The organism is Pseudomonas sp. B707 (assembly GCF_022496685.1).
GTDB lineage: Bacteria > Pseudomonadota > Gammaproteobacteria > Pseudomonadales > Pseudomonadaceae > Aquipseudomonas > Aquipseudomonas paraglycinae.
Map to the genome: position 1 here is coordinate 259,054 of NZ_WTVE01000026.1, position 21,787 is coordinate 280,840.

A 21,787-nucleotide genomic window follows, 5' to 3' on the forward strand; every position below is an offset into this window, starting at 1 on the left:
GAGCGATCAGGCTCTGGCTTCGACCGTCACCCAATAGCGAGTAAAACGCTTCACTCTCACCGGCAGGCTGATTTCCAGCAGATCGAGAATCCGCTCGCTGTCGTCCAGTGGATAAGTCCCTGAGATCAGCAATTCAGCAACTTTCGCATCGCAATTGAGCTGCCCGCGGCGGTAGCGACCCAGTTCATCGAGGAAGTCGCCCAGGCGCATGTGCGCGGCCACCAGCATGCCGTCGGCCCAGGCGCCGCTGTTGGCGTCCAGCGGTTTGGCGTCACTGATGGAGGTGGCGCTGAAACTCAGTTGTCGGGCGACCGGCAGCAGCATCGGCGCGCGACCTTGCGCGTTCAATTCGACCCGACCTTCAAACAGTGCGATCTGTGTACGGTCGGCAAACTGCCGCACGTTGATCCGCGCACCCTGGGTTTTCAACAGGCCTTGGGCGGTTTGCACTTCGAAGGATTGAGTGGCGGTCAGCAGCACTTCGCCTTCGAGCAGGCGGATCAGGCCATCGCCCCGGACATCCGCCGCGCTGGCGGTGTTGAGCTGCAATTGGCCGCCGGCGCCGAGCGAGATCTTGCGGCGTTGACCAACCGGGCTGCGGTAATCGGCCAGCAGCGATGGCAACGGATTGTGCTCGCGCATCCCCCAGGTGACCGCCGAACCAGCGCCGAGAATCAGCAACAACTTCAGCGCCTGACGACGGCTGCCTGACTTCGGCGCATTCAGCGCGGCGTGGGCCAGTGGCGACGACAACCCGCGCAACCGCGAATTGACCCGCTGAATGTGATCCCACGCACGGCGATGTTCGCTGTGCGCGTCGATCCAATGTTGCCAGGCTTGTTGCTGGCGCGGGCTCAGTTGGCCTTGCTGCATTTCCAGCAACCAGTGCACCGCCTGTTCGGCGACTTGCGCGGAAAAATCCATCGGCGGATTCACAGGGCGAAGTAGCAGCGCATCGCCGCTTTATTCAGATGGCGTTTGACCGTCGCCACGGAAATGCCCAGTTCGGCGGCGATCTGCGGATAGGTCAGGCCATCGACCTGCGCCAGCAGAAATGCACGTTTGACCGCGCGCGGCAGACCGTCGAGCAACTGATCCAGCTCCATCAGGGTTTGCAGGATGATCGCTTTCTCTTCTTCCGAAGGCGCGACCATTTCCGGCATCTGCGCGAGGGTGTCGAGGTAGGCGCGCTCCAGATCCTGGCGGCGGTAATGATTGAACAGCACGCGCTTGGCCAGGGTGGTGAGGAATGCGCGCGGCTCGACGATCACCGGCGGCTCGCGGGCGGTCAGCACCCGGATGAAGGTGTCCTGAGCCAGATCGGCGGCGCTGTCCGGGCAGCCGAGTTTGCGCCGCAGCCAGCCGGTGAGCCAGCTGTGGTGGGCCTGATACAGCGATTCGACAGGATGGGCGGACGACAACGGCATTACTCCGGGCGCATGCGGGATGCGTTAGAGAACAAGAATGGTTCGCATTGTAGGGCTGTCAGTGATGCCCGGCAATCAGACTCTTTTGCGTATGAGAATATTTATCATTAATATCGCATGCCTGTCGTCTCGGTCTGTTGATCGGGCGTTAACCGTTTCAGGGTCGAAACATGAAAGCCAAACTCGCCGCTCTTCCCATGTCCTATCGTCTGGCCGTCACTTCGCGGGTGCTCGCGGCGGTGTTCGGCGGCTATATGGTCGCGGCGCTGGCCAGTGTCACGCTGACGCTGTGGCTGCCGCTGAACCGCGCCGAAGCGGTCGTGACCGGCATGACCGTTTCGTTTCTGGTCTATCTGGTGGCGGTGCTCTGGTGTTTCGCCTGTCGCAGCGCATGGTCGGCGTGGGTCGGTTTGCTGGTGCCGAGCGTGATTCTGGCCACCGTTTCCGGGGCTGCACGCGGTCTGGGGCTGGCATGAAAGAGGGTTTTCGGCAGGCGATGGCCTGGCTGCATACGTGGACCGGGCTGGTTTTCGGCTGGCTGTTGTTCGCGATTTTTCTGACCGGAACCCTGGCCTATTTCAAGGACGAAACCAGTCACTGGATGCAGCCGGAAATCCACGCCCGCCCGTTGAATGCCGAGGCCAGCCTGACCCTGGCGCAAACCTACCTGCAACAGCACGCGGCCGGTGCTTCACGCTGGTTGATCGACCTGCCTGATGCCCGCGATCCTGGCCTGGGTGTGCGTTGGCAACCGGCCCCGGCCAGGCCCGGCGAGCGCGGCCAGTTCATCAGCAAGACTCTCGACGCGCAAACCGGCGCCGAAGTGCAGGCCCGGGAAAGCATGGGCGGCGAGTTCTTCTACCGCTTCCATTTCCAGCTGCAAATGCCTTATCCGTGGGGGCGCTGGCTCTCCACGATTGCCGCCATGGTGATGTTCGTTGCGCTGATCACCGGGATCATTACCCACAAGAAAATCTTCAAGGACTTCTTCACCTTCCGCCCCCGCAAGGGCCAGCGTTCGTGGCTCGACGGGCACAACGCGGTGGGCGTGCTGGTGCTGCCGTTTCATCTGATGATCACCTACAGCAGTCTGGTGATCTTCATGTCGATGGTAATGCCGGCGAGCATTCTGGCTTCGTACGGCAACAATGTCCGGGCGTTTTACGACGAGGTGTTTCCCGCCGCCAACGTTCCCGAGCCTGCCGGTCAACCGGCGACACTGGCACCGCTGGCGCCACTGTTGCGGTCGGCCAGCGAGCAATGGTCGGGTGGACATGTCGGGCGTATCAGCGTGAACAATCCGGGCGATGCCAACGCCTCGGTGGTGATGTCCCGTGCGGGTTCCGACCGGGTGGTGAACGATGCCGGCAGCGCGGTGACTTTCAATGGCGTCAGCGGGCAAATCATCGGCACCCCATCTCAACAGCCGATGGCGATGGCAGTGGCCGGCAGTTTCTACGGTTTGCACATGGGGCACTTTGCCGGGCCGGTGCTGCGTTGGCTGTATTTCATCTGCGGTCTGGCGGGCACGGCGATGATCGGCACCGGGCTGGTGATCTGGCTCGGCAAGCGTCAGCTCAAACACGCCAAGACGGGAGTGATGCCTTTCGAACTGCGGCTGGTGGAAGTGCTGAACATCGCCAGCATGGCCGGATTGGTGGCAGCGGTCGCCGTGTTCTTCTGGGCCAATCGTCTGCTGCCGGTGAGTCTGGCCGGGCGTGACGACTGGGAAGTGAACGCGTTCTTCATCACCTGGGGCTTGAGCGTGGTGCACGCCCTGTTGCGACCGGGCCGCAAGGCCTGGGTCGAACAGCTGTCGCTGGGAGCCGCACTGCTTGTCGCAATGCCGCTTCTTAACGGTTTGACCTCCCCGTATCACCTCGGCGTGACAGTGCCCGAAGGCGACTGGACCCTGGCCGGTTTCGACCTGACGTGTCTGGGCAGCGGCCTCTTCCTCGCCTGGGCCGCCCGGAAGATGCAGCGCGCCGGACACGCCGTCAGCGTGAAAAAACCAGCCCGCGAAAAGGCCCGGCCGATCACCCTCGAGCAAGGGGCGAACTGAATGCTATTGGCGCTGTTGCTCTGTTATTCCGCTTTCACCGCGCTGTGCCTGGCGATGCCCCGGCATCACGAAGAACTACTGGGCCACAAACCTTCGGCCCGCCGTCGGCAAGGTCTGAAGCTCGCAGGCTGGATGTTGCTGGGGCTGTCGCTCTGGGCGGCGGTTTTCATGAAGGGCTGGAGTTTTGGTCTGGTCGACTGGTGCGCGGTGTTGATGCTCAGCGCGCTGACTCTGGTGCTGTTGTTGCCCTATCGACCACGTTTGGCATTGACCATGGCCGGACTGAGCCTGCTCGCCAGCCCGGTCGCTGCGTGGGCCTTGAACTGACATGTTGATCGGCCATCCTCCCGAGCATCGCGACGGCGAACCCCATGGCGCCCGTGCGCATTTTCTTCAGGTGTTCCTGTCCCAGCGTTCGCAGATGGAAGCGCTGGTGAGCCGGCGCGTTGGCTGCCGGGCGACGGCGGCGGATCTGGTGCAGGATCTGTTCCTGCGTTTTTGGCGTCGGCCGCTGGTGCAGGTCGAAGAACTCAGCACCTATCTGTTGCGTTGCGCCGGCAACATCGCCATCGATCATTTGCGCAGCGAAGGCGCGCGGGTGCGGGTCAACGAAGGCTGGCAACCGGAGGAGCCGGACAGCAGCGCCAGCGAACCGCAAGCCGCACTTGAAGCAGGCAACGATTTGCGCCATGTCGAAGCGGCGTTGCGCGCGCTGCCCGAGCGCACGCGGCAGATTTTTTTGCTCAATCGCATCCACGGGCGCAAGTACGCCGAGATCGCCAAAGCCATGGGCCTGTCCCAAAGCGCCGTGGAAAAACATATGATGCGCGCCCTCGAGGCCTGCAAGGCCAGCCTGCGCGAACCCGCGCCACGCACGCCATGGAAAGCACCGTGAATCACACCGACCGCGTCATCCCGACGCCCGCTCAGGAACAGGCCGCGTTCGCCTGGCTGAGCCTGCTGCACGACCGCCCGAGCACCGGTGATCAACTGACCTTCAGCCAATGGCTGCACGCTGACCCGGCCCACGCCGAGGCCTACGCCCAGGCGCAAGTGGTGTGGGAATTGAGCGAAGGGCCGGCGCGCACTCTGGCCGATGAAGAGGCGTTCGCCCTGCAGGGCTATCTGAATGCGATGAACCGGCCGCGTCGTCCACAGATCCGGCGTTGGGCCGGCGCTTTGGCCATGGCGGCCTGCCTGTTGTTGATGATCAGCCTCGGCACAGGTTGGCAGCCGCAGCGCTGGGTCGATGATCTGGGCGCCGATTACGTGTCGGCACCGGGCGAGATTCGCACCGTGACGCTGGCCGATCAATCGCAGGTGACGCTGGACGCCGACAGCGCCATCGCCGTGGATTTCAGTCATCGCGAGCGGCATGTGCAATTGCGCCGCGGCGCCGGATTTTTCAGCGTGACTCACACGGGCAATCCCTTTGTGGTCGAGGCCGAGAAGGGCCAGGCGCGGGTGCTCGGCACTCAGTTCGAAGTGCGCCTGCAACCCCATGGCGCACAAGTCACTGTGCTGTCCGGACGCGTTGGCGTGACAGCGTCCCGTGATGATCAACAGCAGATTCTCACCGCCGGCCAGCAAGTGGCGTACGGCGCAGGCACTGCGGAAAAACTGCACGCCGTGGACAGCGAAGCGCAACTGGCGTGGCGCCAGGGTTGGCTGACTTACTACAAGTCGACACTGGCCGATGTGGTGCAGGATCTGCGGCGTTATTACCCCGGACGGATCGTGTTGCTCAACGACGAACTGGCGGCGCGCAAGGTCAGCGGCAGCTTTCCGAGCAAGGACCCGCAGGCAGTGTTGAACTCGCTGCAAGGGGTGTTGGGATTCGAGCAGCATCAGGTCTTGGGCAAGCTGATCATCCTGCGCTGAAAATATTTTCAACTTTGTGGTGAGGTAAACCCGGACGCCATTCGTGTAGTGACAGAAAGTGCGAGTCATTCGCATCCGCTGCGGTTCTACACAGGTCATGAGCAATGAAGTCCAGGGCAAAATCGGGTTCGGTCAAACAGTGGTTAGGCGTTTCGGCCTTGAGTTTTTCGGCATTGGCCCTGTTGCCGGTGAGCGTGGCGCTGGCCGCTGAATCCGTCAGCAGTCAGCCACAAAAGCAGTTCAGTTTTTCCCTGGCCGCCAAGCCCTTGCCTCAGGCCCTGAGCGATTTCAGCCGCGTCACCGGCCAGAGCGTGGTTTACACCGATGAGGCGCCGTATGGCCTGACCGCTCCAGCGATCAACGGCCAGATGAGTGCCGAACAGGCGCTGCAACGTCTGCTCACAGGCTCCGGCCTGACCTTCCGCCGCACCGACAGCCATACCCTGGCGCTCGAACCGCAACCGACCGCAGGTGCGTTGAATCTGGGCGCGACCACCATCACTTCGGTGGTCAACCAGCCGATGAGCTACCAGCCACCGGAAACCAGTTCGGTGATGCGCTCTTCCGCTTCGCTTCAGGAAATCCCGCAGACCGTCAACGTGATTCCGGCTCAGGTCGTTCGCGATCAGGCACCGCGCAATCTTGATGACGCCTTGGCCAACGTCAGCGGCATCACCCAGGGCAACACCTTGGGCAGCACCCAGGATTCGGTGATGACCCGCGGCTTCGGCGACAACCGCAACGGCTCGATCATGCGCGACGGCATGCCGGTGGTGCAGGGCCGTGGCATGAACGCGACCGTGGATCGCGTCGAAGTGCTCAAGGGACCGGCGTCGCTGCTGTACGGGATTCAGGACCCGGGCGGTGTGGTCAACATGGTCAGCAAGAAGCCTGAACTGACTCAGTACAACGCGCTGACCCTGCGCGGCTCGACCTACGGCGACGGCAAGAATGGCAGCGGCGGCTCCTTCGACAGCACCGGTGCGCTGGGGGATTCCGGCCTCGCGTATCGCATGGTGCTGGACCACGAAGACGAAGATTACTGGCGCAATTTCGGCACTCATCGCGAAACCCTGATCGCGCCGTCGCTGGCCTGGTACGGCGAGCGCACCAAGTTGCTGTTTGCTTATGAGCACCGCGAATTCCTGACCCCGTTCGATCGTGGAACCCTGATCGATCCACGCACCAACCATCCGCTGGACATCTCGCGCAACGAGCGTCTCGACGAGAAATTCAACGACATGGAAGGGCGATCGGACCTCTATCACTTCGAGGCCGACCACGAACTCAACGACGACTGGAAAGCCCATTTCGGCTACAGCTGGAACCGCGAAACCTACGACGCCAGCCAAGTCCGCGTAACGGCGATCGACACCAAAAAAGGCACCCTGACCCGCAGCATGGACGGCACCCAGGGCGCGATCAGCACCGACCGTTTCACCACCGCCAGTCTCGAAGGCAAGGTCAACGTGCTGGGCATGCAGCATGATCTGGTGTTCGGTGTCGACGACGAGTATCGCAAGATCTACCGCGCCGACCTGATCCGCCAGAAAAGCCTGAGCACCTTCAGCTACGTCAACCCGGTCTACGGCCGCGAAGTCGAAGGCACCACCGTCAGCCCGGCGGACAGTGCGCAGACCGACGAACTGCGCAGCGATTCGGTGTTCCTGCAGGACTCGATCCACCTCAACGACCAGTGGATTCTGGTGGCCGGCGGGCGCTTCCAGGAGTACGACCAGTACGCCGGCAAAGGCGTGCCGTTCAAGGCCAACACCGACAGCAACGGCCAGAAGTGGGTGCCGCGCGCAGGCCTGGTGTATCGCTACACCGACGCGTTGTCGTTCTACGGCAGCTACACCGAATCGTTCAAACCGAACTCGACCATCGCTCCGCTGAGCGGCAGCAGTACCGTGCTCGACGGCAGCATTGCGCCGGAAGAAGCCAAGTCCTGGGAGCTGGGCGCACGCCTCGACATTCCGGGGCGTGTCACCGGCAACATCGCGCTGTTCGACATCAAGAAACGCAACGTGCTGGTGGCCAATTCCGAAGGCCCGACCACGATTTACAGCGCTGCCGGCGAAGTGCGTTCCCGTGGTCTGGAAGTGGATCTGACCGGCCAGCTCAGCGACCGCTGGAGCATGATCGGCAGCTACGCCTACACCGACGCCGAGGTCACGGAAGATCCGGACTACAAAGGCAACAAGCTGCAAAACGTGGCGAAAAATACTGGCTCGCTATCGGCGGTCTATGACTTCGGCAGCGTGATCGGCGGCGATCAGCTTCGGGTCGGCGCCGGCGCGCGGTATGTCGGTGAACGAGCGGGTAACGCGGTGAATGATTTCGACCTGCCGAGCTACACCGTGGCCGATGCGTTCGCCACTTACGACACCAAGGTTGAAGGGCAGAAGGTCAAGTTCCAGCTCAACGTGAAGAACCTGTTTGATCGCACTTACTACACCTCGGCGGCGAGCCGGTTCTTCGTGTCGATGGGCGACTCGCGGCAGATTTCGTTGTCGAGCACGCTGGAGTTCTGATCAGCGCAAAAACGCCTGGCGATACTCGCCGGGCGTTCCACCCAGCACCTGGCGAAAGCGGTTGGTGAAGTGACTGGCACTGGCAAATCCGCACGCCAGGGCAATCTCCCCCAATGGCAATGCCGTGCCCCGCAACAACTCACGCGCCCGGCTCAAACGCCGCGCCAGCACATATTGATGCGGCGGCAGGCCGAAGCTCACCCGGAACATCCGCGCAAAGTGGTATTCCGACAACGCACACAAGCCTGCCAGTTGCCCGAGGCTGATCGGCTCGGTCAGTTGGCTGTCGATGAATTCCACCAGTTGCCGGCGCTGATGCGGCGCCAGTCCACCCTTGAGGCGCAAGCCTTGGCGTACGCCGACCTGGCTCAGCAAGGTATGGCTGATCAGTTCGTGGGCCAGGCTGCTGGTCAGCAAGCGCTCGCCGGGTTCGTCCCAGTTCAGGGTCAGTAACTGGCGAAACCGTTGGGCCTGTTGTGGATCTTCGAGAAAAGTCTGTTCGCGCAGCTGCATTTCCCGAGGCTCGCGATCCAGCAGCGTCACGCAACCCAAGGCAAATTGTTCGGCACTGAAGTACAGGTGAGCGAGGCGAATATCACCGTTGATGACCCAACCTGATTCGTGATCGGCCGGCAGGATGCACAGCTTGTCCGGGCCACCCTTGTTACCGGGTTCGCCACGGCGGAAGGTACCGGTGCCGCCGGCGATGTAGCAGGAGAGGGTGTGATGGCTCGGCGCTTCGTATTCCTGGGCGTCGTGGTGATTGGTCCACAAAGCTGCAGACAAGCCGTCACCCAACTCGGCGCTGTGCACAAGGCGTGCATTTGGCGAATTGTTGAGGGCTTGAAAGACTTGCAGGGTATCGATGGCGGCCATGGTCGGTTCTCTTCAACGCTTTGCATCCTACTCCGTAGATTTCGCGCTGCCAGCCTGCGCGCCGACAAAAGCGCAAGTTTATGCAAGCGAGTGTCGAGGGCGCAGGCGGACACTGAAACCCAATCGAGGAGTGTCTGCCATGAACCTGTCGTTGTATTTGTTGACCGTACTGATCTGGGGCACCACCTGGATCGCCCTTAAATGGCAACTGGGCGTGGTGGCGATTCCGGTATCGATCGTCTACCGCTTCGGTCTCGCCGCGCTGGTGTTGTTTGCGTTGTTATTGCTCAGCCGTCGTCTGCAACCGATGAACCGGCGCGGGCATCTGATCTGCGTAGCGCAGGGCTTGTGCCTGTTCTGCGTCAACTTCATGTGTTTCCTGACCGCCAGCCAATGGATTCCCAGCGGTCTGGTGGCGGTGGTGTTTTCCACCGCGACCTTGTGGAACGCGCTGAATGCGCGGGTGTTCTTAGGCCAGCGCATTGCGCGCAATGTGTTGATGGGCGGAGCGCTGGGGTTGTTTGGTCTGGGGCTGTTGTTCTGGCCGGAGCTGGCCGGGCATCACGCCAGTCCGCAAACTCTGCTCGGCCTTGGCCTGGCACTCTGCGGCACCTTGTGTTTCTCGGCGGGCAACATGCTCTCGAGCCTGCAACAGAAGGCCGGTCTCAAGCCGCTGACGACCAATGCCTGGGGCATGGCCTACGGCGCGGCGATGCTGTCGGTGTGGTGTCTGATTAAAGGCATTCCGTTCGAGATGGAATGGACGTCGCGTTACATCGGCGCGCTGCTGTACCTGGTGATACCGGGTTCGGTGATCGGTTTCACGGCGTACCTGACGTTGGTCGGTCGCATGGGGCCTGAACGCGCAGCCTATTGCACGGTACTGTTCCCGGTAGTGGCTTTGAATGTTTCGGCGTTTGCCGAAGGCTACCAATGGACGGCGCCGGCACTGGCCGGACTGGTGCTGGTGATGCTGGGCAATGTGCTGGTGTTCCGCAAACCCAAGGCGCCGGTAATGCCGAGTCACGGCAAACTGGCCTGAGTGTTCTGGCAGTAAAAGGGGCAGACGTTTGGCGACGTCTGCCCCTTTTTTTGTCAGCCTTTCCAGACCTGCGGATTGACCAGATCCTGCGGTCGTTCACCGAGCAGTGCGCTGCGCAGGTTGGCCAGTGCGCGGTTGGCCATGGCTTCGCGGGTTTCATTCGTGGCCGAGCCGATGTGCGGCAAGGTCACGGCATTTTTCAGCTGGAACAGCGGCGATTCGGCCAGCGGTTCTTTCTCGTAGACGTCGAGGCCGGCGCCGCGAATGCGGTTGTTTTGCAGGGCTTCGATCAGTGCCGGCTCGTCGACCACCGGGCCACGGGAGATGTTCACCAGAATCGCGTCCGGCTTCATCAGTGCCAGTTCACGATGGCTGATCAGGTGGCGGGTCTTGTCGCTGAGCGGCACCACCAGGCAGACGAAATCGGCTTCGGCCAGCAGTTGGTCAAGGCTGCGAAATTGCGCGCCGAGTTCCTGTTCCAGTTCGGTCTTGCGGCTGTTGCCGCTGTAGAGGATCGGCATGTTGAAGCCGAAGCGTCCGCGACGGGCGACGGCGGCGCCGATGTTGCCCATGCCGACAATGCCCAGGGTCTTGCCGTGTACGTCGCAACCGAACAGTGGTGCGCCGACGCTGGCCTGCCATTGGCCGGCCTTGGTCCAGGCGTCCAGTTCGGCAACGCGGCGGGCGCTGCTCATGATGAGGGCGAAGGCGAGGTCAGCGGTGCTTTCGGTGAGGACGTCCGGGGTGTTGGTGAGCATGATCCCGCGTTCGTTGAAGTAGGCGAGGTCGTAGTTGTCGTAGCCGACGGAGACGCTGGAGACCACCTCGAGTTTGGCGGCGTTTTCCAGTTGGGCCTTGCCGAGTTTGCGACCGACGCCGATCAGGCCGTGGGCGTGGGGCAGGGCTTCGTTGAACTGGGCGTTGATGTCGCCGTTTTTCGGGTTGGGGACGATGACGTCGAAGTCCTGTTGCAGGCGTTCGATCATGGGGGGGGTGATGCGGCTGAAGGCCAGGACTGTTTTTTTCATTGGCATTGGGCTCGGGCTTGGCGGCTGGTGTGATGCCAAGCAAGCTAACATTTCTGTTTTGGGTTGTCTTGGCGGCCTTTGGGCCGACCAGGTTCTTGGGGTTTTGGGTGAATATCCGTTGCTGCGGTAACGGCTTCTTAGGGTTTCGCCCTTACGGCGAGTCACTTTTTTCAAACGCCCGGAATGCCGGCCCAGAAAAAAGTAACCAAAAACGCTGGGCCCCGGCGTTCGGCACCTCGCTTTGGCTCGGTGTTCCTTCGTTCCGGGATTCATCCGGGGGCATCGCCTACGGTTTGCTTCGCTGCACCTCCTCTCGATGCATGCGGCTGCGCCGCACGGTCGCTGCGCTCCCACCCCCGGATAAATCCCTCCACTCAGCCTGCCGAAGGGGCCGGCACGTCAAAAGCGGTACTCGAGCTAACGCTCATCGTGTTGAGTGGTGGGAAGCCAAAGCAGAGACGGAATGTGTGCTTTTTTAAAACCCGAATTCACCTCGGTGTGTCATATCGGCGTACTTCTCCCAAACAACTCGGTCGGTCCCCTCTCCCTTGGGAGAGGGCTAGGGTGAGGGGTTGGCGCCCTCCGTATTCCCCCATTTTTCAGGCCGGCCAAATCAATTCGCCATCCGCCCCCCCGCCAGACTCCCACTCATCTCATAAGCCGCCAACTCCGCCTGATGCCCCGCCAATATCTCTGGCAACGATCCACGCAGGTATTCAACCCAGGTCTTGATCTTCGCATCCAGATACTGCCGCGACGGGTAGATCGCGTACAGGTTCAGTTCCTGCGAGCGGTAGTTGGGCATGACCCGCACCAGCGAGCCATTGCGCAAGCCTTCAATCGCGGCGTACACCGGCAAAACACCGACACCCATGCCACTGGTGATCGCGCTTTTCATCGCGTCGGCGGAGTTCACCAGGAAGGGGGAGCTGTTGATGGTGACCATTTCCTGGCCGTCAGGGCCGTCGAAGGCCCATTTTTCCAGGGGGATCACCGGGCTCACCAGGCGCAGGCAGGCGTGGTTCAGCAGGTCGCTGGGTTTTTGTGCACAGCCGTTGGCTTTTACGTAGGCCGGGGAGGCGCAGACGATGCTGTAGGTGATGCCCAGGCGTTGCGAGACGAAGCCCGAGTCCGGCAACTCGCGAGCGAGGACGATGGACACGTCGTAGCCTTCGTCGAGCAGGTCCGGCACGCGGTTGGCCATGGTCAGGTCGAAGGTCACGTCGGGGTGGGTCTTGCGGTAGCGGGCAATGGCGTCGATCACGAAGTGCTGGCCGATACCGGTCATGGTGTGCACTTTCAACTGTCCGGCCGGGCGGGCGTGGGCTTCGCTGGCTTCGGCTTCGGCCTCTTCGACGTAGGCGAGGATCTGCTCGCAGCGCAGCAGGTAGCGCTTGCCGGCTTCGGTGAGGGCGATCCGGCGGGTCGTGCGGTTGAGCAAGCGGGTTTGCAGGTGGGCCTCAAGGTTGGAGACCGCGCGCGAGACGTTGGCGGTGGTGGTGTCGAGTTGCACGGCGGCGGCGGTGAAGCTGCCGGCTTCGGCTACACAACTGAAGGCGCGCATGTTTTGCAAAGTGTCCATGGGGTGCTCTCAAGGGAGATGGCAAATTGTGACACGAAGTTTCAGGGGCTGAGACCCCCGACCAAGGGATTATCTCGTTAACGGTAACAAAGATTCACAGGATTCCCAGCTTATCGCCGTCATGGCACCCCCCTAGAATTGCGCCCACCTCGAAACATCTCCCACCTCAGGAATTCGCAGCAGTGCCGCGTCGCATCAACAGAGCGCTTTTGCCGCTCAGTGTTCTGGCTCTTTCGTTAGGTCTCGGCGGCTGCATTGGAACCGGAGGAATTGCCCCGCAGGGCAAGGCTCTGGAGGCCAATGAACTGGCCACCGACGAGGCCATCGCCCACGCCGCCCGTGACGCAAACTGGCCCACCGCCCAATGGTGGCAAGTCTACGGTGACCCGCAACTCAATCGCTGGATCGACCTTGCCGTGCAAGGCAGCCCGACCCTGGCCATGGCCGCCGCGCGCGTGCGTCAGGCCCGGTCACTGGCCGGTGTCGCCGAAGCCGCCGAGTCGTTGCAGATCAATGGCGAGTCGACCCTCAAGCGCCACAACTGGCCGACCGACCAGTTCTACGGTCCCGGTGAGCTGGCCAACAGCACCACCTGGGACAACAACGCGGCGCTGGGTTTCAGTTATGCCCTCGACCTCTGGGGGCGTGAAAGCAACAGCACCGAGCGGGCCGTCGATCTGGCGCACATGAGCGCGGCCGAGGCGCGTCAGGCGCAGCTCGAATTGCAGAACAACATCGTGCGCGCCTACATCGAGCTGTCGCTGCATTACGCCCAGCGCGACATCGTGGCGGCGACGCTCAAGCAGCAACAGCAGATTCTCGAGCTGGCGCAGAAACGCCTGAACGGCGGAATTGGTACGCACTTTGAAGTCAGCCAGGCCGAAACCCCGCTGCCGGAAACCCATCGGCAACTGGATGCACTGGACGAAGAGATCGCCCTGAGCCGCAACCAGATCGCGGCATTGGCCGGCAAAGGCCCGGGCGCCGGTGCGCAGTTGCAGCGTCCGACCCTGTCCCTCGGCGCGGCGTTGAAACTGCCGTCGGCATTGCCTGCTGAACTGCTCGGCCAGCGTCCCGACGTGGTCGCCAGTCGCTGGCAAGTGGCGGCGCAGGCGCGCGGGATCGAGGTCGCGCATGCCGGGTTCTACCCCAACGTCGATCTGGTCGGCAGTCTCGGCTACATGGCCACCGGCGGCGGGGCGCTGGAGTTCCTGACCGGCAAGAAGCTCAACTACAACGTCGGGCCGGCGATCTCGCTGCCGATCTTCGACGGCGGGCGACTGCGTGCCGAACTGGGCGAAGCCTCGGCGGGTTATGACATCGCCGTCGCGCATTACAACCAGACCCTGGTCAATGCGCTGAAGAACATCTCGGACCAGTTGATCCGCCGCGAGTCGATGGACAAGCAGCAGACGTTCGCCGCCGAATCGGTGGCCACCGCGCAGAAGACTTACGACATCGCGATGATCGCTTACCAGCGCGGCCTCACCGATTACCTCAACGTGCTTAACGCCCAGACCCTGCTGTTCAAACAGCAGCAGGTCGAGCAGCAGGTGCAGGCGGCGCGCTTGAGCGCCCATGCGGAACTGGTGACGGCATTGGGCGGTGGCCTTGGTGCGGGTAAAGACGTGCCGACAGCCGAACAGACCGCTGCACCGAAAACCCCGGCCCTTCTTCAAGCCCTCGACCACTGAGCAAGACTTAATGACTCCCTTGCCCGCACCTTTGCGCTGGCTCTACTCCCTGGAATGGCGCCGGGGTTTCTTCGACTGGGCGCGCAGCGATGGCGTGACCTGGGTCTACATCTTCAAGGTGTTGATTGCCGCGTTCCTGACCCTGTGGCTGGCGATGCGCCTGGAATTGCCGCAACCGCGCACGGCGATGATCACCGTGTTCATCGTCATGCAGCCGCAAAGCGGTCAGGTGTTCGCCAAGAGTTTCTATCGCTTCCTCGGCACTCTGGCCGGGTCGGCGATGATGGTCACGCTGATTTCGCTGTTCGCCCAGAACACCGAACTGTTCCTCGGTTCGCTGGCGATCTGGGTCGGCATCTGCTCGGCCGGCGCCGCCCGCTGCCGCAACTTCCGCGCCTACGGTTTTGTGCTGGCCGGTTACACCGCTGCGATGGTCGGCCTGCCGGCGCTGGCCCATCCTGACGGCGCGTTCATGGCGGCGGTGTGGCGAGTGCTGGAAATCTCGCTGGGGATTCTCTGCTCGACCCTGGTCAGCGCCGCGATCCTGCCGCAGACCGCCAGCGCGGCGATGCGCAACGCCTTGTATCAGCGCTTCGGTGTGTTCGCCCTGTTCGTCACCGATGGCTTGCGCGGGCGCAGCAAGCCGGAGTCGTTCGAGGCCAGCAACGTGCGCTTCATCGCCGAAGCAGTGGGGCTGGAAGGGCTGCGCAGTGTGACCGTGTTCGAAGACCCGCACATGCGTCGGCGCAACGGTCGGCTCAGTCGCCTGAACAGCGAGTTCATGGGCATTACCACCCGGTTCAACGCCTTGCACCAGTTGCTCGAACGCCTGCGCCGCAACGGCGCCGACCATGTGGAAGCAGCGATCAAACCGGGCCTGCAGGATTTGGCCGAAGTGCTCGACGGCTTCAGCGGCCGCGCCCTGACCAGTCCGGATGCGGCGCGTCTGGTGCTGGCGCTCGCGGCCTACAAGGAAGGCTTGCCGGCGCGGGTGCGCAGCCTGCGGGCGATCTTCCAGGAGAGCGAGCCAAGCGACGCCGAACAACTGGATTTCCACACCGCATACGAGCTGCTTTATCGCTTCGTCGATGACCTGCACAGTTATGCACAGACCCACGCCTCGCTGGCCGATCACAGCCACGAACGCGAGCGCTGGGACGAGCCGTTCACCCCGCAAACCAGTTGGTGGGCGGCGGCGGCTTCGGGGATTCGTGCCGCGTTCATTCTGGTCGTGCTCGGCAGTTACTGGGTCGCCACCGCGTGGCCGAGCGGCGCGACCATGACTCTGATCGCCGCCGCCACCGTGGGCCTGTCGGCCGCCACGCCGAACCCGAAACGCATGGCGTTCCAGATGGCGTGCGGCACGTTCCTCGGGGCGCTGATCGGCTTCGTCGAGATGTTTTTCATCTTCCCGTGGATCGACGGTTTCCCACTGTTGTGCGTGATGCTCGCACCGGTGATCGTGCTCGGCTCGTTCCTCGCTTCGCGGCCGCAATACGCTGGTGTCGGTCTTGGCCTGTTGATCTTTTTCAGCACCGGTTCGGTGCCGGACAACCTGACGATCTACAACCCCTACACCTTCATCAACGACTACATCGCCATGGTCATGGGCATGCTGGTCTGCGCGGCAGCGGGGGCGATCATTCTGCCGCCGAACAGCCGCTGGTTGTGGCAGCGTCTCGAGCAGGACCTGCGCGGGCAAGTGGTGTACGCGATCAGCGGCAAACTCAAGGGCCTGGCGTCTAGCTTCGAAAGCCGTACCCGAGACCTGATGCATCAGGCTTATGGCCTGGCGGCCGGTCAGCCGCTGGTGCAGAAAAACCTGCTGCGCTGGATGTTCGTGGTGCTGGAAGTCGGCCACGCGATCATCGAGCTGCGCAAGGAACAGGCGATCCTGCCAGTGCACCCGGCGTATGCCGAATCGCAGCCATGGCGTCAGGCGATCCGGGTCATGGGGCGTTCGCTGGTGCGACTGTTCCTGCAACCGAATTCGAGCAATCTGGAACGCGCACTGGTCGCCGTCGATCACGCGATCAGCCGTGTCGCCGCCACTGACGAGCCGTTCGCACCGCACTTCGATACCTCGGCCCTGCGGCGGGTGAAGAGTTATTTGCACTTCATCCGCACCTCGCTGCTCGACCCGCAATCGCCACTCGCTGCCTACGCCATCGCCAAGCCCGAAGGACTTGCCCATGCCTCGTGAAATCGCCTTCCACGGTGTGTACATGCCGACCATGACCCTGATGTTTTTCGTCGCTGCGGCATTGGCCTGGGCGCTGGACCGGTTCCTTTCGGGGTTCGATCTGTACCGCTTCTTCTGGCACCCGGCGCTGCTGCGCCTGAGCCTGTTTACCTGTCTGTTCGGCGCCATGGCGCTGACTGTCTACCGTTGAGTCTGAGAATTGTCCCGATGAAAAAGTTTTTCAGCCTGCTCGCGACCCTGCTGGTGCTGGCCCTGGCGTTGTGGATCGGCCGCACGTTGTGGGAGCACTACATGAACACCCCGTGGACCCGCGACGGCCGGGTGCGCGCCGACATCATCAACGTCGCGGCCGACGTCACCGGTGAAGTGGTCGACGTGCCGGTCCGTGACAACCAGTTGGTGAAGAAGGGTGATCTGCTGATGCAGATCGACCCCGAGCACTACCGCCTCGCGGTGAAACAGGCGCAGTCGCTGGTCGCTTCGCGCAAGGCCACCTGGGAGATGCGCAGGGTCAACGCCCATCGCCGCGCCGACATGGACGCGCTGGTGATCTCCAAGGAAAACCGCGACGACGCCAGCAACATCGCCGATTCCGCACTCGCCGATTACCAACAGGCCCAGGCGCAACTGGAAGCCGCCGAACTCAACCTCAAACGTACCGAAGTGCGGGCGGCGGTGGACGGCTACGTGACCAACCTCAACGTCCATCGCGGCGACTACGCGCGCATCGGCGAAGCGAAAATGGCCGTGGTCGACATGAACTCGTTCTGGGTCTATGGCTTCTTCGAAGAAACCAAGTTGCCCCACGTGCGGGTCGGCGATAAGGCCGACATGCAACTGATGAGCGGCGAAGTCCTCAAGGGCCACGTGGAGAGCATTTCCCGCGGCATCTACGACCGCGACAACCCGGAAAGCCGTGAACTGATCGCCGATGTGAACCCGACCTTCAACTGGGTGCGTCTGGCCCAACGGGTGCCGGTGCGGATACACATCGATGAAGTGCCGGAAGGTGTGTTGCTGGCGGCGGGGATTACCTGCACCGTTGTTGTGAAGCAGGACACTGTCGAATGATTCGTTGGCGAGGGAGCAGGCTCCCTCGCCATAACCGGACGGTGTCAGCCCTGGCAAAACGTCTCGTGCAGATGCCGCCAGATCACCCGCCCGGATTCGGTTTTTTCAAACACCACGGTTGAACGTCGATCCGTGTGCAACCCGCTCGCATCGGTCTGCTGTTCGCGATAACTCACCGTCGCGCCGCCTTCATGCAAGGCAATCCCGCGAAGCTCGTCGAGCTCGATCCTGAACCCGCTCTTCTTGCCGCCCGCCATTTGAAACAGCGCACGCAAGGCCTCGAAATCCAGCACTCGCCCCAGTGGCGTCATCATGGAAAACCGGGGCGAAAACCGCGTCAGCAATCGCTCCAGTGCGGCCTCTTCTTCCTCCACGGCAAACCATCGTTCGATGGCCTCATGGGCCTGGATCACTTCGTCAAAATAGTCGGCGTAGTCAGTCATGTGGATTTTTCCTGAAGGTGAGGTGAGCGCAGAAGGGCGAGTAATTTTGTCGAGTCGAAACGCAGCACGGCGGCTATCGGCAACAGCGTGAGCAGTGCAGCGGCGAGAAAGCAGTATTTGAATCCGCTGGCTCCCAAGGCGCCAAGCAATGAACTGAGCAGTGCCGCGCCGAGGCAGAAGCCGAGCTGGCGGTTGATATTCCACAGAGCGCTGGAGTGGCCCATTTTCTCCGGCGTGATGCCGACAAATGCCAGAGTCTGCGCGGTGACACTGCACAGACTGCCGCCCAGTCCCATCAGGGCATAGGCGAGGATCAACGGGCCGCTGGCGGGTTGATCGATCTGCATCAGCACGACGATGCCGAGGCATTGCAGCAGCATGCCGACAATCAGCAACGGCTTGGGACCGATCCGGTTGAAGCTGCGTTTACCCAGCATGATCGCCACGCCCGAGGCCGCCGCCCAGGCCAGCATCAGCGCCCCGGTCTGTGCTGCGCCGAAACCGAGATCGTGCAGGTACAACACGGCAATCATGTTGGTGCCGGTAAAGATGCCGGGCACGAACAGATAGATCAGCATCGCCAGGCGCAATGACGGGTTCTTGATCAGTTGAAGATCAAGGACTGCACCCGGTTTGTTCCAGCCATCGCGCTGGTAGATCCACAAGGTGATGACGCTGAGCAGCAGGACACCGCCCGCGAGATGTCGGGTTGCGGGGGCACTCGCCAGACTGACGGCCATCAGCAACAGACTCAGCGCTGCCACCGCCAGCAGCAGGCCGCGGGCGTCCAGTGTCGGGCGCTCACTCGCTGCCTGATCCGCTTTCAACCAGAGCAGGCCCAGGCCGAAAGCGAAAAGCGCCACCGGCATGTTCAGAAGGAAAATCCAGCGCCACGACAATGCCTCAACGATCAAGCCTCCAGCCGCCGGCGACAGGGCCGGCACCATCAGCGCCACCAGCAAAACCACACCGGTGAAGTGCGCGCGTTGTGTCGCCGGAAACTCCCGATAGGCCAAGGCCTGACCGACCGGCAGCAGTAACCCGCCACCCAGCCCTTGCAGCAGTCGCCAGCCGATCAGGCTTTCAATCGACCCCGCCTGAGCGATAAGCCCGGAGGCAATCCCGAACACCAGCAACGAACCAAGGATCAGCCGCCGCTCGCCCACCCGTGCAGCCAGCCACACGCTCATCGGAATGATCAGCGTCAGCCCGAGCATGTAGGCGTTGGTGATCCAGGCCAGTTGCGTCACCGAGGCGTGCAACTGCGCCGCGATGTCCGGGTAGGCGATGCTCGCGGCGAACATGTTCAGCAGGTCGAGGGCGAACCCCAACAGATACACCAGCGCGACTTTCGAGCGATAGGCCATTGCAGCTTCCCTGTGATGAGGCGTGCAGGGTAGGGCGCTGGCGGCAATAGAAATACGCTGGTTTGGCTGCTAGTTTGTCAAAATTATTTTGACGGGGAGCGCTGCGAACATGGTCAGCCTGGATCGATTCGATACCTTCAAAGCCGTGGTCGAGGCCGGCTCGCTGACCGCAGCCGCCGATACGCTGGGACAAACGCGGGCGGTGGTGAGCTTCAACCTCAAACGGCTGGAAGAAGAGTTGGGCGTCACCTTGCTCACCCGCAACACCCGGCAACTGGCCCTGACCGATGCCGGCGAACGTTTTTACCGACGCTGTCTGCGCACGCTGGACGAAGCACGGTTGGCCATCGAGGAAGCGCGTTCGGAGCACTCGCAACTCAAGGGCACCCTGCGCATCACCACGACCGTGGAGTTCGCGCTGGCTCAGGTGGTGCCGGCGCTGGAGGTGTTTCGACAGCAGCAACCGCAACTGAACATTCACCTGTCCACGTCCTCGACCCATGCCGATCTGATCTCCGAACGCTTTGACATGGCAATTCGTCTGGGCCGCATGCACGACTCCAATCTGCGGGCGGTGCAGTTGTCGACGTTCGAGGTGTTTGCAGTGGCGGCGCCGGGTTTGATCGAGCGATTTGTGCCGGTCGATACGCTGGCGGTGCTGGAGTCGATGCCGACGCTCGGGCATGGGCGAGTGCCGGAAATGACGGTCAGCGACCCGGCCGGCACCGAGCATGTCTACCAGCCAAAACCGGGAACCACTGCCATTGTTGCCGACAACTCTGCGACCCTGCGTGCCTTTGCATTGACCGGGCAAGGCGTCGCGATTCTGCCGCAGTGGCTGATTCAGGAAGACCTCGACGCCGGTCGGTTACAGCGTTTGCTGCCGGATTACCGCTTCGCCCAGCAAGGGGTATACGCGTTGTACCCGGACACCCGGCACCTGCCGTTGAAGGTGCGGGCGTTCATTGATTTCATGAAAGGCTGGGGGTGAAGCTCTGCGGTGTCTGCACTGGCGCCATCGCGGGCAAGCCACGCTCCCACAGGTTTAGCGTGGCATTCAGATATCCAGTACGACACAAAAACCTGTGGGAGCGGGCTTGCCCGCGATGGGGCTGACGCGGTTTCAGAGTTGCCCGCGCAAGCCGAAGCGCTTCATCAACGTTAATTCCAGCAACCCTTTCGGCAGCAACGTCGCCAGCAACGGCAACGCCCGGCTGCCATTGCCGATGCGGATCAGGCGTGGCGGCTTGCTCTGCTGCACAGCCTTGAGCAGCTCGGCAGCAAATTCGCTGGCCGGGGTCGGTTTGTCCTGCGAGGCCTTGGCCCGCGCCCGAATGCCTTCACGCAACGGAAACCACGGCGATTGTTCGTTGATCAGTTGTTCGGCTTCATGCCCGGCATTCTTGGCGAAGCTCGATTGAATTGCCCCCGGCTGCACTTCCATCACGCGAATCCCGAACGGCGCCAGCTCCATGCGCAACGCATCGCTCAACGCGTGCACCGCCGCTTTCGACGCGCAATAGGCGCCGGCAAATGGCGTTACCAGCACCCCGGAAACACTGCCGATATTCACCACCAGGCCCTTGGCCCGGCGCAGTACCGGGAACAGCGCACGGGTCACGCCGACAATCGAAAACACGTTGGTTTCGAACTGGCGCTGCATGGCCGGAACGCCGCCGTCGAGCAGCGGCCCCATGGCGCCGTAACCGGCGTTGTTGATCAGCACATCGAGGCCGCCATGTTGCTGGTTGATCCGTTCGGCGAGTTGTTCCAGCGCTGCGCTGTCATTGACGTCGAGCTGCACCGCCGTGAACCCGGCCGCACCGAGTGTCGCGACATCTTCAGCCTTGCGCGCACTGGCCCAGACCTCGTAACCGGCGCTTTTGAAGGCATCGGCGAGGGCGCGGCCGATGCCGCTGGAACAACCGGTAATCAACGCAACGGGCATGGCGCTTTCCTTGTGCAAAAAGAGTGGGAGAGGGGATCAGTCGGAGAAACTACCCTGCAATCGCTCGGCGCGAAACTCCAGGGTCTGCGGGCGATAACCGGGACGCAACGGCGGCATCGGCAGACAGTCTTCCCAGTTGCCGCCGGGCTGCAATTCGCCGGGGCCGCGATAGCGCGGGGCGGCGTATTGATTGTCGGCCAGGTTCACGGTGTCGCCCGGCGCGTACGCCGCGATGCGCCAGCGCAGTTCGGTCAGCGGCACGTCGTTGCCGTTGTTCATCTTGAGCAGCAGCGGGCGGTCGGCGGGGCAGTGTTCGGGGGCATAGACGATGCGCAGTTCCAGGCGCGCCAGTTGCTTGACCTCGCGGTTGTCCAGCCACACCACCCACATCGCCACCAACCCGAGGCCAACGGCGGCGGCCATGGACACCGGCAAGGCCTTGGCCGGGTAGCGCAACAGCAGGATCAGCCAGGTGATGACCAGCAAGACGCCGATGAACATGTCGCGAAACCTCGTGGGCAGGGAAGGTTCATCCTACCTAAGCCTGGAGGCGGTTGGCGAAAAAAAAGCCCCCGCCGAACCCGCTGCGGATAGGGGACGCAGCGGGCTGGACGGGGACTTCTTGTTTT

General features: G+C 62.4%; 21 protein-coding genes. 12 read left to right on the plus strand and 9 right to left on the minus strand.

Annotation, left to right across the window (positions count from 1 at the left end; all coding sequences use genetic code 11):
- Positions 1–6: 6 nt before the first annotated feature.
- Both GQX66_RS16060 and GQX66_RS16065 read right to left on the minus strand, forming a co-directional pair.
- Positions 7–936 (minus strand): DUF4880 domain-containing protein, encoded by a 930-nt coding sequence (locus GQX66_RS16060; RefSeq protein ID WP_240870010.1) that lies wholly within the window; start codon positions 934–936, stop codon positions 7–9.
- On the minus strand, positions 933–1,421 hold the full coding sequence (locus GQX66_RS16065; RefSeq protein WP_240870084.1) for a sigma-70 family RNA polymerase sigma factor: 489 nt from the start codon (positions 1,419–1,421) through the stop codon (positions 933–935). Before GQX66_RS16065 ends, GQX66_RS16060 begins: the two co-directional genes overlap by 4 nt.
- A gap of 176 nt (positions 1,422–1,597) precedes the next feature.
- Here GQX66_RS16065 and GQX66_RS16070 point away from each other — a divergent pair, with 176 nt between their 5' ends.
- The 6 genes from GQX66_RS16070 to GQX66_RS16095 all read left to right on the plus strand — a co-directional run bounded on the left by GQX66_RS16070 (position 1,598) and on the right by GQX66_RS16095 (position 7,904).
- Positions 1,598–1,903: a DUF3649 domain-containing protein gene (locus tag GQX66_RS16070; protein ID WP_240870012.1), complete on the plus strand. Its 306-nt coding sequence runs from the start codon at positions 1,598–1,600 to the stop codon at positions 1,901–1,903.
- On the plus strand, positions 1,900–3,489 hold the full coding sequence (locus tag GQX66_RS16075; RefSeq protein WP_240870015.1) for a PepSY-associated TM helix domain-containing protein: 1,590 nt from the start codon (positions 1,900–1,902) through the stop codon (positions 3,487–3,489). The genes GQX66_RS16070 and GQX66_RS16075 overlap by 4 nt, the downstream gene beginning before the upstream one ends.
- The gene (locus GQX66_RS16080; protein WP_085746973.1) at positions 3,490–3,816 is read left to right on the plus strand and encodes a DUF3325 domain-containing protein; all 327 of its coding nucleotides are present in this window, start codon (positions 3,490–3,492) and stop codon (positions 3,814–3,816) included.
- A 1-nt stretch (position 3,817) separates the two neighbouring features.
- The gene (locus GQX66_RS16085; RefSeq protein WP_085746974.1) at positions 3,818–4,384 is read left to right on the plus strand and encodes an RNA polymerase sigma factor; all 567 of its coding nucleotides are present in this window, start codon (positions 3,818–3,820) and stop codon (positions 4,382–4,384) included.
- Positions 4,381–5,370: a FecR family protein gene (locus tag GQX66_RS16090; protein ID WP_240870017.1), complete on the plus strand. Its 990-nt coding sequence runs from the start codon at positions 4,381–4,383 to the stop codon at positions 5,368–5,370. The genes GQX66_RS16085 and GQX66_RS16090 overlap by 4 nt, the downstream gene beginning before the upstream one ends.
- A gap of 104 nt (positions 5,371–5,474) precedes the next feature.
- Positions 5,475–7,904 (plus strand): TonB-dependent receptor, encoded by a 2,430-nt coding sequence (locus GQX66_RS16095; RefSeq protein WP_240870019.1) that lies wholly within the window; start codon positions 5,475–5,477, stop codon positions 7,902–7,904.
- Here the strand turns inward: GQX66_RS16095 and GQX66_RS16100 are convergent, their stop codons facing one another.
- Positions 7,905–8,780, minus strand: coding sequence for an AraC family transcriptional regulator (locus tag GQX66_RS16100; protein ID WP_102686897.1), 876 nt, complete (start codon positions 8,778–8,780; stop codon positions 7,905–7,907).
- 139 nt (positions 8,781–8,919) lie between these two features.
- On the opposite strand from GQX66_RS16100, the gene GQX66_RS16105 reads away from it, so the two are divergent.
- Positions 8,920–9,822 carry a DMT family transporter gene (locus GQX66_RS16105; protein WP_240870021.1) on the plus strand — a complete coding sequence of 301 codons (903 nt, stop codon included), beginning with the start codon at positions 8,920–8,922 and terminating at the stop codon, positions 9,820–9,822.
- 53 nt (positions 9,823–9,875) lie between these two features.
- On the opposite strand, the gene GQX66_RS16110 is transcribed toward GQX66_RS16105, so the two are convergent.
- The gene (locus tag GQX66_RS16110; RefSeq protein ID WP_129972985.1) at positions 9,876–10,850 is read right to left on the minus strand and encodes a D-glycerate dehydrogenase; all 975 of its coding nucleotides are present in this window, start codon (positions 10,848–10,850) and stop codon (positions 9,876–9,878) included.
- Between the two features lie 613 nt (positions 10,851–11,463).
- The gene (locus GQX66_RS16115; RefSeq protein WP_134023404.1) at positions 11,464–12,432 is read right to left on the minus strand and encodes a LysR family transcriptional regulator; all 969 of its coding nucleotides are present in this window, start codon (positions 12,430–12,432) and stop codon (positions 11,464–11,466) included.
- A 182-nt stretch (positions 12,433–12,614) separates the two neighbouring features.
- On the opposite strand from GQX66_RS16115, the gene GQX66_RS16120 reads away from it, so the two are divergent.
- Genes GQX66_RS16120 through GQX66_RS16135 form a run of 4 tightly spaced genes read left to right on the plus strand, consistent with a single transcriptional unit; the run spans position 12,615 to position 17,400 of the window.
- Positions 12,615–14,126: an efflux transporter outer membrane subunit gene (locus tag GQX66_RS16120; protein WP_085746980.1), complete on the plus strand. Its 1,512-nt coding sequence runs from the start codon at positions 12,615–12,617 to the stop codon at positions 14,124–14,126.
- Positions 14,127–14,136: 10 nt separating this feature from the next.
- A complete protein-coding gene (locus GQX66_RS16125; RefSeq protein WP_102686902.1) occupies positions 14,137–16,329 on the plus strand; it encodes an FUSC family protein in 2,193 nt (730 codons plus the stop codon).
- A complete protein-coding gene (locus tag GQX66_RS16130) occupies positions 16,319–16,519 on the plus strand; it encodes a DUF1656 domain-containing protein (RefSeq protein WP_003221811.1) in 201 nt (66 codons plus the stop codon). The genes GQX66_RS16125 and GQX66_RS16130 overlap by 11 nt, the downstream gene beginning before the upstream one ends.
- A 17-nt stretch (positions 16,520–16,536) precedes the next feature.
- Positions 16,537–17,400 (plus strand): HlyD family secretion protein, encoded by an 864-nt coding sequence (locus GQX66_RS16135; protein WP_134825548.1) that lies wholly within the window; start codon positions 16,537–16,539, stop codon positions 17,398–17,400.
- Between the two features lie 44 nt (positions 17,401–17,444).
- Here the strand turns inward: GQX66_RS16135 and GQX66_RS16140 are convergent, their stop codons facing one another.
- Positions 17,445–17,843 carry a DUF4440 domain-containing protein gene (locus GQX66_RS16140; protein ID WP_085746983.1) on the minus strand — a complete coding sequence of 133 codons (399 nt, stop codon included), beginning with the start codon at positions 17,841–17,843 and terminating at the stop codon, positions 17,445–17,447.
- Positions 17,840–19,210: an MFS transporter gene (locus tag GQX66_RS16145; RefSeq protein ID WP_085746984.1), complete on the minus strand. Its 1,371-nt coding sequence runs from the start codon at positions 19,208–19,210 to the stop codon at positions 17,840–17,842. The genes GQX66_RS16140 and GQX66_RS16145 overlap by 4 nt, the downstream gene beginning before the upstream one ends.
- Positions 19,211–19,319: 109 nt before the next feature.
- Here GQX66_RS16145 and GQX66_RS16150 point away from each other — a divergent pair, with 109 nt between their 5' ends.
- Entirely contained in the window at positions 19,320–20,201 is an 882-nt protein-coding gene (locus tag GQX66_RS16150; protein WP_085746985.1) for a LysR family transcriptional regulator, read from the plus strand.
- Positions 20,202–20,333: 132 nt separating this feature from the next.
- On the opposite strand, the gene GQX66_RS16155 is transcribed toward GQX66_RS16150, so the two are convergent.
- Positions 20,334–21,158 (minus strand): SDR family oxidoreductase, encoded by an 825-nt coding sequence (locus tag GQX66_RS16155; protein WP_085746986.1) that lies wholly within the window; start codon positions 21,156–21,158, stop codon positions 20,334–20,336.
- Positions 21,159–21,194: 36 nt separating this feature from the next.
- Positions 21,195–21,659: a hypothetical protein gene (locus GQX66_RS16160; protein WP_007957299.1), complete on the minus strand. Its 465-nt coding sequence runs from the start codon at positions 21,657–21,659 to the stop codon at positions 21,195–21,197.
- Positions 21,660–21,787: the final 128 nt, after the last annotated feature.